9 protein-coding genes are annotated in these 12,849 nt (G+C 74.0%); 2 read left to right on the forward strand and 7 right to left on the reverse strand.

All coding sequences use genetic code 11. The features are described 5' to 3' along the window. From rpmF to recG, 6 genes are all read right to left on the reverse strand, one after another. Positions 1-110: 50S ribosomal protein L32 (gene rpmF, locus UW392_RS08240; protein ID WP_320774158.1), on the reverse strand; the 110-nt coding region annotated here is incomplete at its 3' end. Between the two features lie 2 nt (positions 111-112). Continuing rightward, positions 113-763: a YceD family protein gene (locus UW392_RS08245; RefSeq protein ID WP_320774224.1), complete on the reverse strand. Its 651-nt coding sequence runs from the start codon at positions 761-763 to the stop codon at positions 113-115. Between the two features lie 140 nt (positions 764-903). Beyond that, on the reverse strand, positions 904-2,067 hold the full coding sequence (locus UW392_RS08250; protein WP_320774225.1) for an ATP synthase F0 subunit B: 1,164 nt from the start codon (positions 2,065-2,067) through the stop codon (positions 904-906). Between the two features lie 88 nt (positions 2,068-2,155). Beyond that, positions 2,156-2,635 (reverse strand): pantetheine-phosphate adenylyltransferase, encoded by a 480-nt coding sequence (gene coaD, locus UW392_RS08255; RefSeq protein WP_320774248.1) that lies wholly within the window; start codon positions 2,633-2,635, stop codon positions 2,156-2,158. Positions 2,636-2,661: 26 nt separating this feature from the next. Further along, positions 2,662-3,246: a 16S rRNA (guanine(966)-N(2))-methyltransferase RsmD gene (rsmD, locus tag UW392_RS08260; protein WP_320774226.1), complete on the reverse strand. Its 585-nt coding sequence runs from the start codon at positions 3,244-3,246 to the stop codon at positions 2,662-2,664. 82 nt (positions 3,247-3,328) lie between these two features. Then, the gene (recG, locus tag UW392_RS08265) at positions 3,329-5,551 is read right to left on the reverse strand and encodes an ATP-dependent DNA helicase RecG (protein WP_320774227.1); all 2,223 of its coding nucleotides are present in this window, start codon (positions 5,549-5,551) and stop codon (positions 3,329-3,331) included. Positions 5,552-5,720: 169 nt separating this feature from the next. On the opposite strand from recG, the gene UW392_RS08270 reads away from it, so the two are divergent. Together UW392_RS08270 and UW392_RS08275 are read left to right on the forward strand one after the other, a co-directional pair. Beyond that, the gene (locus tag UW392_RS08270; protein WP_320774228.1) at positions 5,721-7,565 is read left to right on the forward strand and encodes an HSP90 family protein; all 1,845 of its coding nucleotides are present in this window, start codon (positions 5,721-5,723) and stop codon (positions 7,563-7,565) included. A 125-nt stretch (positions 7,566-7,690) separates the two neighbouring features. After that, entirely contained in the window at positions 7,691-10,651 is a 2,961-nt protein-coding gene (locus tag UW392_RS08275; protein ID WP_320774249.1) for a tetratricopeptide repeat protein, read from the forward strand. A gap of 77 nt (positions 10,652-10,728) precedes the next feature. On the opposite strand, the gene UW392_RS08280 is transcribed toward UW392_RS08275, so the two are convergent. After that, positions 10,729-12,570, reverse strand: a complete 1,842-nt coding sequence (locus tag UW392_RS08280) for a DAK2 domain-containing protein (RefSeq protein WP_320774250.1) — start codon at positions 12,568-12,570, stop codon at positions 10,729-10,731. Positions 12,571-12,849: the final 279 nt, after the last annotated feature.

Below are 12,849 nucleotides of genomic sequence, written 5' to 3' on the forward strand. Positions count from 1 at the left end.
TTGGGCTCGTGGCAGCGCTCGCACGCAACCAGGGTGGGGACCGCAGCCTTCCACTGCGACCGGCGGTGGCGCGTGTTGCTGCGCGACATCTTCCGCTTCGGAACAGCCACGGCTACTTCTCCTGCTTCTCGTCGACGCCCGCTTCCGCTTCGGCGCCGCTCATGTCGTCCTTCTCGCCGTCTCCGAGTGAACCGGCGAGTCCCTGCAGTGCCGCCCAACGGATGTCGACGGCGTCATGGTGGTGGTCCGGGTCGTCCGACAGGCGTACTCCGCATTCGGAGCACAGACCCTGGCAGTCTTCCTGGCACACCGGCTGCATCGGCAGTGCGAGCACCACCGCATCCCGCAGCACGGGTTCGAGGTCGAACAAGCCGTCCTCTAGGAAGAGCCTGTCCTCGTCGTCCTCGGCGTCGTCGCCCGGTTCCGCGATCACGCGGCCCCGGTCGTCGGCGTCAGGGTACGAGAACATCTCCTGGAAGTCCGCGTCGAGCTCCAGCTCGACGGGCTCCAGACACCTTACGCACTCCCCCTCGGCGGCCGCACGGGCGGTGCCTGTGACAAGCACCCCTTCCAGGACCGATTCGAGCCGGAGCTCCAGCTCCACCGGGGCGCCTTCCGGCACTCCGATGACTCCCTTGATACCGAAGTCCTTGGGGGCGTCGACCGTGCGGGTCAGGCGCTGCAGCGCACCAGGACGCCGTCCCAGCTCGTGTGTGTCGAACACGAGGGGGTTGCGGTGGTCGAGGCGGGCGTTCAGAACCATTCCAACTTTCGGTCTTCGAGCTGAGGGGACGCCGCCGTGGTGTTCCGGGCAGCGCTGATCGCGGATGTGCGTGCGACCGAAGAGCCAGGATACTGGACCATTCGCTCTCGGCCCAATCCGGTCCCGGTACCCGTGGACGGCTACAGTCCGCGGCCCTGTTCGTAGGCCCTCAGCTGCTCCGCGCTGATCATGCTGGTGTCGAAGAGGCTGGTCTCGTCGAGCGCCTGCGACTGCTGCTCCGGGATGTGCCCGCCGTGCTGCTGGGGCTGGGCGTAGCCCTGCTGGACGTCGTACCCCTGCTGCTGCGCGTCGTACGCCGTCTGCTGGGGGTCGTAGCCCGGCTGCTGGGCGTCGTAGCCCTGGTACGCGGCGGCGTACGGGTCGGCCTGCTGGTAGCCGTACGCGTCCTGCTGACCGCCGTAGCCCTGCTGGTACCCGGTGTAGGGGTCGGCCTGCTGGGCGTAGCCGTAGCCGGTCTGGTCGGCCGGGGCGGCCTGGGCCGCCGCGGGCTGCTGCCGCGGTGGCTGGTCGGTGTACTCCCGCTGCCTGGCGGCTTCGGCGGCGGCCTCGGCGGCCGTCTCGGTCTCGGAGAGGGCGGCCAGGTCGGCGAGGTAGTCGGCGTCGCTGGAGTGCTGCCGGGTGGTGGTGTCGTCGGCGAGGGCGCCGAGGTCGTCCGTGGCGATCCGGCCGTGCAGCTTCTGCCGGCCGCGGCCGACGGCCTCCAGGGTCTTGGCCAGGACCGCCTCGAAGGCGCCCAGCTTGACGTCGACGTAGGCGTCGGCGTCGCGGCGCAGGGTCTCCGGGTCGTGGCTGCGCTCGGGGGCGTCCTCGTCCTCGTAGCCGTTCTCGTCGGTGCCCGGACCGGTGCCGAGGAGCTTCTCGCGGCCCCGGCCGACCGAGCCGAGGGTCTTGGTGAGGACGACCTCGAAGTTGGCGAGCTTGGAGTCGACGTAGTCGTCGGCCTCCGCGCGGACCTCCTCGGCCTCCCTGCGGGCCTCGGTGAGGATGCGGTCGGCCTCGGCCTGGGAGCGGCGGACGACCTCCATGTCGGAGATCAGGGAGCCGCGCTCGGCGTGCGCGGTCTCGATGATCCGGTCGGCCTCCTGACGGGCCTGCTCCACCATCTGGTCGCGGTCGCCGATCAGCTCCTGGGCCTGGGCGAGGGAACCGGGCAGCGCGGCGCGCACCTCTTCCAGCAGGGAGAGCAGGTCGGCGCGGTTGACCACGCAGGAGGCCGACATGGGCATGGATCGGGCGCCGGAGACCGTCGTGACGATCTCGTCCAGCTTCTGTTGCACGTCCACCGTGTGCTCGCCACTCTCTACAGCTGTGTTGGAGACGGACGGGACGACTGTACGGCTCCGGGGCGGGCGCCGGACAGCGCCCCGGGCGTCAGCTCCTGCCGAGGCGCTCGGCGAGGGCGTCGTTCACCAGCGGGGGCACCAGGTGGGACACGTCGCCGCCCCAGGTCGCGACCTCCTTGACCAGGGAGGACGACAGGAAGCTGTAGGTGGGGTTGGTGGGCATGAAGAGCGTCTCCACACCCGAGAGGCCGTTGTTCATCTGGGCCATCTGCAGCTCGTAGTCGAAGTCGCTGACGGCACGCAGGCCCTTGACGATGGCCGGGATCTCACGCTCCTTGCAGAAGTCGACGAGGAGGCCGTGGAAGGACTCCACGCGGACGTTGCCGTACTCGGCGGTGACCCGGCCGATCAGGTCGATCCGCTCCTCGATCGTGAACAGGCCCTTCTTCGACTGGTTGATCATCACCGCGACGTAGATCTCGTCGTACATCCTGGAGGCACGGGCGATGATGTCGAGGTGTCCATTGGTGATCGGGTCGAACGACCCGGGACAGACGGCGCGGCGCACTGCAGATCCCTCGCTCTCCGGTCCGGTCATCGTGCGTCTTCGCACGTAGAGGCGGCGAGACCGTACCAAAAGGTTCCCTCGCCGTAGCGACGGGCCCGGAGGGGTTCGAAACCCTCCGGCCAGTGGAACTCACCGCCCCTGGTGCTCCGCTCCACGGTGACTAGGGCGTCGTCCACGAGCCAGCCCTGGGTGCGGAGTGTGAGGAGGATCTCCCGAAGATCGTCGTCGGTGACGGCGTACGGGGGGTCGAGGAAGACGAGGTCGTACGGGGCGTCCGGCGGGGTCTGGACGACCTGCTGGGCCTTGCCGGCGCGGACCTCGGCGCCGGGCAGGCGGAGGCTCCTCACGTTCTCCCGGACGGTGCGGGCGGCTCTGGCGTCGGCCTCCACGAGGAGGACGTGGCCCGCCCCCCGGGAGAGCGCTTCCAGGCCGACCGCGCCGGAGCCGGCGTACAGGTCGAGGACCCGTTCGCCGTCCAGGGCGCCGCCGAGGAGGGACTCCCAGGTGGAGAGGAGGCCCTCGCGGGCACGGTCGGAGGTGGGGCGGGTGCCGTTCCCCGGCGGGACGGCCAGGCGGCGTCCGCCGGCGGTACCGGCGATCACGCGGGTCATCTGTGGTTCCTTGGGTGTGGACGGCTGACGGGTCTCAGTGTGGCTGGTCGCGCGGTTCCCCGCGCCCCTGGGTGGGCCTGCCTCAGCCCTTTTCCAAGTACTGTTCCCTCTCCTCGTCCAGGAGGGCGTCCAGGGCCGTCCTCAGGCCGGGGAGACCGGTCAGCTCCGGGTCGGCCGCGACGACCGCCGCCGCCTCCTGGCGGGCCTCGGCGATGATCTCCTCGTCCTCGATGACGGCGAGGACGCGCAGGGAGGTGCGGGCGCCGGACTGGGCCTGGCCGAGGACGTCGCCCTCGCGGCGCTGTTCGAGGTCGATGCGGGAGAGCTCGAAGCCGTCGAGGGTGGCTGCCACCGCGCTCAGCCGCTGGCGGGCCGCGCTCGCCTCGGGCATCTCGGTGACCAGCAGGCAGAGGCCGGGGGCCGAGCCGCGGCCGACGCGGCCGCGCAGCTGGTGCAGCTGGGAGACGCCGAAGCGGTCCGCGTCCATGATCACCATGGCGGTGGCGTTGGGGACGTTGACGCCGACCTCGATGACGGTGGTGGCGACCAGGACGTCGGTCTCGCCCGCGGCGTAGCGGCGCATGACGGCGTCCTTGTCGTCGGGCTGCATACGGCCGTGCAGGACCTCGACCTTGAGCCCGGCCAGGGGGCCCGCGGCGAGCTGGTCGGCGACGTCGAGGACGGCGAGCGGCGGGCGCTTGTCTCCGTCCTCCCCCGCGGGTCCGCCCTTCTTCGCGGGTTTCTCGGGCTTCTCGGGCTCATCGCCGATGCGGGGGCAGACCACGTACGCCTGGTGGCCGTTCTCCACTTCCTCGCGGACCCGCTCCCAGGCGCGGGAGAGGAAGTGGGGTTTGTCCGCGGCCGGCACGACGTGGCTGGCGATGGGTGAGCGGCCGGCCGGGAGCTGGTCCAGGACGGAGGTCTCCAGGTCGCCGAAGACGGTCATGGCGACCGTGCGCGGGATGGGGGTGGCGGTCATGACGAGCAGGTGCGGGGGCTGCTTGCCCTTGCCGCGCAGGGCGTCGCGCTGCTCGACGCCGAAGCGGTGCTGCTCGTCGACGACGACCAGGCCGAGGTCGTGGAACCGGACCTTGTCCTCGATCAGGGCGTGGGTGCCGATGACGAGCCCGGCCTCGCCGGTGACCAGGTCGAGGAGTGCCTGGCGGCGGGCGGCGGCGCCCATGGAACCGGTGAGCAGCACGACCTTGGTGGCGTGCTCGGCGCCGCCCAGCAGACCGCCCTCGGCCAGCTCGCCCATCATCTCCACGATCGACCGGTGGTGCTGCTGGGCGAGGACCTCGGTGGGCGCGAGCATGACGGCCTGTCCGCCCGCGTCGACGACGGCGAGCATGGCGCGCAAGGCCACCATCGTCTTGCCCGAGCCGACCTCGCCCTGGAGCAGCCGGTGCATGGGGTGGTCGGTGGCCAGGTCGTCGAAGATCTCGCGGGAGACCTTCCGCTGGCCCTCGGTGAGGGTGAAGGGCAGGCGGTCGTCGAAGGCGGTGAGGAGGCCGTCGGGGCTCGGGCGGCGCGGGACGGCGGCCAGTTGGGTCTCGGCGTGGCGGCGGCGGGCCAGGGCGACCTGGAGGACGAACGCCTCGTCCCACTTCAGGCGGGCGCGGGCGTCGGTGACGTCGGCCTGGGTGGCGGGCCGGTGGATCCTGTGCAGGGCATCGGGGAGGGAGAGCAGGCCGCGTCCCTCGCGCAGTGACTCCGGGAGCGGGTCGACGGCGTCCCGGGCGGCGGGCAGCACCGTCTGGATCGCCTTGCCCAGCTTCCAGGACTCCAGCTTGGCGGTGGCCGGGTAGAGCGGGATGAGGGCGCCGGCCCAGCTCTCCACCGTCTCCTCGGTGTCGCCGCGCAGCAGCTCGTAGGCCGGGTGGGCGAGCTGGAGGCGGCGGTTGAAGACGGAGACCTTGCCCGCGAACATCGCGCGGGTGCCCGGCAGCAGCTCCTTGTGCGGTTTGTGCACGCCGTTGCCGAAGAAGACCAGCTGGAGCCGGCCGCTGCCGTCGGTGATGGTCACCTCCAGGCGCTGTCCCTTGCCGCGCGGGGCCCTGGACGACGCGAAGGTGTGCAGGCGGGCGTCGGCGACCTGGGCGACCACCGTGACGTGCTCGTCCATGGGCAGGTCGGCGAGGTGGGTGAGCTGCCCGCGCTCCTCGTATCTGCGCGGGTAGTGGTGGAGGAGGTCGCCGACGGTGCGCAGGCCGAGGTGCTCGGCCATCACCTTGGCGGTGGCGGGGCCGAGCACCGACTTCAGCGGCTGGTGCAGTGGTTCTTGCTTCGCGGGCACGAGATCCATTGCACACCACGCCACTGACATCGCCGTATACGTCGTGGAAAACCCCTGGTCAGGCGGGTGGCTTCGGGCCTAGGATGACGCGCTCCGGCTCGTTCCCAGCCCGCGGCCGCCGCCTCACCGGGGCCGCCCGACCCCGCGCCGTGACCGTCCCCCCACCGGCGCTGCGACGATGGATTCCCAGACCTCTTCCAGTTCTCCGGCCGCACCGTCACCGAGGCCGTCCCACACGTTCCAGGTCGACCTGCGCGGTCTGGTGGACCTGCTCTCCCATCATCTCTACTCCAGCCCCCGGGTCTATCTGCGCGAGCTGTTGCAGAACGCCGTGGACGCGATCACCGCGCGGCGGGCCGAGGAGCCCGGCGCTCCGGCCCGGGTGCGGCTGTACGCCGGTCCCGACGGGCTGCGCGTCGAGGACACCGGCGTCGGGCTCACCGAGGCGGACGTGCACGACCTGCTCGCCACGATCGGCCGCAGCTCCAAGCGGGCCGAGGGGGTGCAGGAGGCCCGCTCCGGTTTCCTCGGGCAGTTCGGCATCGGCCTGCTGGCCTGCTTCGTCGTCGCGGAGCGCATCCGGGTGGTGAGCCGCAGCGCCCGTGTGCCCGACGCGCCGCTCGTGGAGTGGACGGCCCGGGAGGACGGGTCGTACACCGTGCGGACGCTGCCGGCCACCGACGGCGAGCGGCCCGAACCCGGCACCACCGTGCACCTGGTGGCCCGCGCGGGGGCCGGTGAGTGGCTGGAGGCCACGCGCGTGCGCGAGCTGGCGCGGGACTTCGGCTCGCTGCTCCCCTACGACGTGCGGGTCGACGGCGAGGCGGTCACCGAGCTGCCGGCGCCGTGGGACCGCGCGCACCCCTCGCCGGCCGCGCGGCGGGTGGCGCTCGCCCGGCACTGCCGGGAGCTGTTCGGTTTCACTCCGCTGGACTCGATCGGCCTGGACGTGCCGCTGACCGGGCTCCGCGGGGTGGCGTACGTCCTGCCGTCGGCGGTCGGTCCGGCCCACCGCGCGGGGCACCGGGTGCACCTGAAGGGCATGCTGCTGACGGAGCGTGCCGAACAGCTGCTGCCCGACTGGGCGTTCTTCGTGCGCTGCGTGATCGACACGGACAGCCTGCGGCCCACGGCCTCGCGCGAGTCGCTCTACGAGGACGAGACGCTGGCCGCCGTACGGGAGGCGCTCGGCGAGCGGATCCGCTCCTGGCTGACCGGGCTCGCGGCGGGCGACCCCGAGCGGCTGGCCGCCTTCCTGGCCGTGCACCACCTGGGCGTGAAGGCGCTCGCGCGGCACGACGCGGAGATGCTGCGCGTGATGCTGCCGTGGCTGCCGTTCGAGACGAGCGACGGGCGGCTGTCCCTGGAGGAGTTCGCGCGGCGCCATCCGGTGGTGCACTACACCCGGACCGTCGAGGAGTACCGGCAGGTCGCGCCGATCGCGGCGGCGCAGGGCATCGGTGTGGTCAACGGCGGCTACACCTACGACACCGAGCTGGTCGAGGCGCTGCCCTCGGTGCGGCCGGGGACGGTCGTGGCCGAGCTGGACGCGGACACGGTGACGGCCCACCTGGACGCCGTCGACCCCGCGGAGGAACTGGCGCTGTCCGGTTTCCTGGCCGCCGCGCGGGCCCGCCTGGACCCGCTGGGCTGCGACGTGGCCCTGCGCGCCTTCCATCCGCTGTCCGTGCCCGCGCTGCACCTGGACGACCGCGCGGCGCGGCACGAGCAGGCCCGCGCGGAGGCCGAGGAGGGGGCCGACGACCTGTGGGCGGGCATCCTCGGTTCGCTGCGGGGCAGCGCGCCACGCGCGCGTCTGGTGCTCAACCATCTCAATCCGCTGGTGCGCAGGATCGGTTCGCTCGGCGATCCGGAGCTGATCGGCACCGCCACGGAGTCGCTGTACGGGCAGGCCCTGCTGATGGCGCAGCGGCCGCTGCGGCCCGCGGACTCGGCGCTGCTCAACCGCGCGTTCATCGGCCTCCTGGAGTGGGCCACGCACACGGAGGAGGACCGCCGGTGAACGGGCCGACGGACAGCGGGCCGACGGGGACCGGGCCGAACGGGGCCGGGGCGAAGGGGAACGGGCCGAACGGGGCCGGATCGAAGGGGGCAGGGCCGACTGACATCGACGGGCTGCGCCGGGCGATGGCCGAGAACGCCGAGCGGCCGGAGGGTCCGGCCCGCAACGCCCGCGCGGAGGAGCTGCTCGTCGCGGCGGAGGGGATGAACGTCCCGCTCGCCGTGATCGAGGCGCTCGGGCACCAGCTGAAGGTCTACAACTACAGCTCCGAGAAGGCGAAGATGTTCGTCCCCTTCGCGCGGCTGCTGCGCATGTGGGACGAGCACCCCGAGGACTTCGACGCCTACGAGGCGCACTCGCTGCACTGGGTCTTCAAGTGGATGTCGTCGGGCATGCTCGACCAGCCGCACATCCCGCTGGCCTCCGTGGAGAAGTGGCTGGGCGAGATGGAGCGCCGCTACCGGCTCGCCGGGCACTCCGAGCGCGCGGTGCGCTGCGCGGAGTTCAGCGTCGCCGCGCACCTCGGCGACACGGCCCGCGCGGAGCGGGCGTACGGGGCGTGGCTGGCCGCCGACCGGGACGAGATGGCCGACTGCCACGCGTGCGAGCTGCACACGCAGGGCTGGTGGCGGGCGGAGCGCGAGCGGGACGAGGAGGCGCTGCGGCTGTGGGGGCCGGTGCTGGAGGGCGAGTACACCTGCGCGCACGAGCCGCACACCGTCCTCGCGTCGTCCCTGCTGCCGCTGTTGCGGCTCGGCCGCGTGGACGAGGCACGCGCCCACCATCTGCGGGGCCTCAGACTGGTGCGGCCCATGGAGAGCATGCGCGGCGCGTACGCGGACCACGTGGAGTTCTGCGCGCTGTCCGGGAACGAGGCGCGCGCCCTGGAGCTGCTGGCCGAGCGTCCGGCGTACTTCACGGACGACGGTCAGCCGCGCAGCAGGCTGGACTTCCTGTGCGTGGTGGCACTCCTCATGGAACGGCTGGCCGCCCTGGGCCTCGGCGGGCGTGAGGTCCCGGGACCGGCCGGCCGGTCCTGGACCGCCGGGGAACTCGCCGCACACGCGCGTGCCGAGGCGCTCGCGCTGGCGGCACGGTTCGACGAACGCAATGGCACGTCGTACGTGAGCGAGCGGGCACGCGCGCGTATGGAGCGCGGTCCGCTGGTGGAGCGGCTGCCGCTGGGGCTGCGCACGGCGCGTCCGGTCCCGGTGCCCGCCCCGGCTCCGGCCACCGCGCCGGACGGCCCGGGTGCTTCGGGCCCGTCGGCGCTTCGGGATCTCCCGGCGCTGATAACCGAGGCCCGCCGTCTCTCCGACACCCTCCGGCCGCACGCGGTTCAGGCGTGGGCGGCCGTCGCGCGGGCCGCGGAGGGCGTCGAGCTGGACGCCCGCGACCGTGCGGAGGTACTCGACCACCGCGCGACGGGGCTGGGGCCCGAGGGCGCGGAACTGTTCGAACAGGCCGCGGAGCTGTACGCGGAGGCCGGTGACCCGGGCGAGGCCCTGGCGGCACGCGCGCGTGCGGCGTACGTCCGCGCCCTCGCGGGCGAGCCGGAAGCGGCCCTCGCCGCGGTCGAGGGGCCCTGCGAGGAGGTCGTGTCCCTGTACGCCGCCGGGGGGACGGGGCTGCTCCAGACCGCGTCGGTCCTGATGGCGCGGGCGCGCGTCCTGATGCGGTGCGTGCACGAGGCGGCAGTGGAGGAGGGTGCGGGGGCCGGCGGCCCGGAGCCGGAGCCCGTACCCGAGGCGGGCGGCTCGGGCTCGTTCCCCGGTGCCGCCCGCCGCGCCGCGCGGGAGCTGCTCGCACTCGTCGACGGGCGGACCGGTGAGGACGTCCGGTTCGCCGCGCGGGACGCCGAGGCGCGGGGGATGCTGGCGGAACTGGCGGCCCGCGCGGGGGAGCTCGAAGGGGCCGCCGCGCTGTTCGCCGGGGCGGCGGAGGGGTTCGTGGCGGCGGGGCTGCCGTGGTTCGCCGTGGAGTACGAGGCCCGGCTCGCGCAGCTCGCGCACCACCTCGGCGATCCGGCGGGAGCGGAACGCGCGCTGCGCGCGGCCCTGGACCATGGCGGACCGCACCTGGAGCCGACCGGCCGGGCGCGCCTGCACCTCCAGCTCGCCGAGGTCCTCGGCGGCCGGAACGCGGTCGAGGAGGCCGCCGGGCACGCCCTGGAGGCGGCGCACTGGGCCGACGAGGCCGGCGAGGGCCCGACGCTGGGCGCCTGGGCGCGTCAGCAGCTCGGCGGGCTGCTGCTGCGGCAGGGCCGGTGGGCGGAGGCCGCCGAGGTGCTGGAGGCCGTGCTGCCCGACATGAGCGCCGAGGCGCACGGGGACGGCGCTGTCGTCCAGACCCTGTGGTGGCTCGGCGACTGCCTGTCCGAGCTGGGCGAGCACCGCGCGGCGGCCGAGCGGCGGCTGCGGGCGGCCGAGTCCGCCCGGCACTGGCCCGAGCAGTACGACCACGCCACGCTCGCCCATCTCGCCGCGACCAGCCTCGACTCGGCCGGGCTGCACGCGGACGCGGAGCGGGCGTTCGCGCGCGCGGGCGACCTGTGGCGCTCTCTCGGCGACGTTCCCGGACTGGTCCGTTCCCTGCGCGCACGCGCGTGGCTCACGCTGCGCACCGGAGCGGGCACCGACCGGGCCCGGGAGCTGATGACGGAGGCGGCCGAAGCGTGCGAGGCGGCACTGGACGCGGCGCCCGGCGCCGCGGACCGGGCCGTGTACGCCGTGGAACTGGGCGGCACCCACCGGCAGTTCGCCGAGCTGCTGGCCCGGTCCGCCCCGGGGCACGCGGCCGAGCCGACGGCCCGCGCGGTGTGGGAGGAGGCCCTGTCCCGGGCGGAGCGGGCGGCCGCCGTCTTCGCCGGGGCCGGTCCGGACGCCCTCGCCGACCGGGCCGGGGCGGTGCTCCTGGCGGGCCGGCTGGCGGCCGAACTGGGCCGGTCCGCCGAGGCGACGGCACACGCGCGTGCCGTCCTCGCGCTCTACGGGGCGGCCGACGACGCCGACGAGGAGGCCGCCACGCGACGGGAGGAGGCCGAACGCCTCCTGCGGTACGCCACCGGGGAGCACACACCGGGGTGATCCCGGCCATGGGCCCGGTCCCGGCCATGGGTCCGGCCCCCGCCCTCTACCCCTCCCCCACCCGAACAAGCCACGGTTCACTCCACGCCGATCAGCAGGAGTGACCCCTGTCGGCCGCCTCGGTAGGTCACCGTGTCGACGGCGAGGTACGCCTCCCTGACCCGGCTCTCCAGGCGGTCGGCGACGTCCTCGGGGGCCTCGTCGCCGAGGACGAGGGTGACCAGTTCGCCGCCGGCCGCGAGCATCCGGTCGAGCACGGTCGTGGCGGTCTCGGTGACGTCGTCCCCGATCACCGCCACGTCCCCGTCGACCAGGCCGAGGACGTCGCCGGCCTGGCAGATGCCGGCCGTGGTCCACGACCGGTGCTCGGCGACGGTGACCTCGGCGTACCGGGTGGCGCCCGCCGCCGAGGTCATCGCCACGACGTCCTCGTCGAAGCGCCGCCCCGGCTCGTGCACGGCGAGCGCGGCGATCCCCTGGACCGCGGAACGGGTCGGGATGAGGGCGACCCGAACGCCGTCGGCCCGCGCCTGGTCGGCCGCCGCGGCGGCGGTGTGGCGCAGCTCGGCGTCGTTCGGCAGCAGCACCACCTCGCGCGCGTGCGCCCGCCGGACGGCCTCGGCCAGCTCCCCGCTGGCGGGCGGCTCCCCGGGACGCGCGAGCACGGCGGTCGCCCCGGCCTCGGTGTAGAGCCCGGCCAGTCCCTCGCCGGGCACGACCGCGACGACGGCCCGCTGGACCGGCTCGCGGGGCGGGCGCCCGGCACCGGTGGTGTGCGCGTCGCCGTGGCCGAAGTGGGTGATCCGGATGCGGTACGGGCGGCCGGCCTCGACGCCCGCCTCCACGGCGGCGCCCGCGTCGTCGACGTGCACGTGGACGTTCCACAGTCCGTCGCCGCCGACCACGACCAGGGAGTCCCCGAGGGCGTCGAGCCGCGCGCGCAGCCGCGCCACGGCGTCGTCGTCGGCCTCCAGGAGATAGATCACCTCGAAGGCGGGCCCGCCGTCCTCCGACGGGCACCCGGCACCGGGCCCCTGTTCAGGACGTCCGTCCTCGCCCACCGAATCGCCGGATCCGGACCCGTGCTCACCGTGCCGGCCCTCGCCCGCCGGCCCCTCGGCATCGGGCCGCCCCGCATGCCCGTCACCCACGCGCGCGTGCGGCACGGGCGTGGCCGCGGGCATCGGCACAGACACAGACACAGACACCGCTCCCCGCCCTGTCCCCGGCCGGTCCCCCGTCAGCGTCTCCACCAGCGCCCCGAGGACCGTCACCAGGCCGTGCCCCCCGGCGTCCACCACCCCCGCGCGCTCCAGCGCGGGCAGTTGCCCGGGGGTCGCGGCGAGTGCCGTGCGGGCACCCTCGTAGGCCGCGCGGGCCACCGCGTCGCAGCCGCCCTCGGCCCGCCCTGCCGCGTCGGCGGCGGCGGAGGCGACGGTCAGGACGGTGCCCTCGACGGGGTGGGCGACGGCCTGCCGGGCGGAGTCGGCGGCGTACCGCAGCGCCAGCCGGAGCCCCGGCCCCTCGGCATGAGCCCGCTCACTCCCGTCCGCGAGGACCTGTGCCATGCCGCGCAGCAGTTGCGCCAGGATCGTTCCGGAGTTGCCGCGGGCCCCGATCAGCGCGCCGTGCGCCATGGCCCGTACCGCCTCACCGAGCGAAGGCGCCCCGTCCGGACCGCCGCTCCCGGCGTCCCCCGCGCCCCCGGTGACCGCCTCGTGCCCGGAGAACACCGCCTCCACCGCCGCGGCGGACGACTCCACCGTCAGGTACAGGTTGGTGCCGGTGTCCCCGTCGGCCACCGGATAGACGTTGATCGCGTCGATCGCCTCGCGGGCCCGCCCCAGCTCGCCCAGGGCCAGCCGGCACCAGGTACGCACCGCCGACGCGTCGAACATCCGCTGCGGCACCTGCGCCACCTGCGCCTCCCTGAGCTGCTGGATCGAGCGGCCGGACGTGGCACGCAGCGTAGACCCCGGGACGGTGTGCACCGGAAGAGGGCCCGCGAGGGGCCAGGACGGGCCTCTGAGCTGCCATGGTAGATTCGTTGTACGGACGCAGTCGTTGTATGCTGCTCCGGTTGCCCGATCCCGATCGGGCCATTCCCCCTGGCACCGCCACTCAGATCGCGGCCGCTCGTCAGAGCCCCGAGATCTTGATCCCGGCATGCCGGGATCCACCGTAAGTGCATCTGAAGT

It is taken from the genome of Streptomyces sp. CRN 30, from assembly GCF_034105845.1.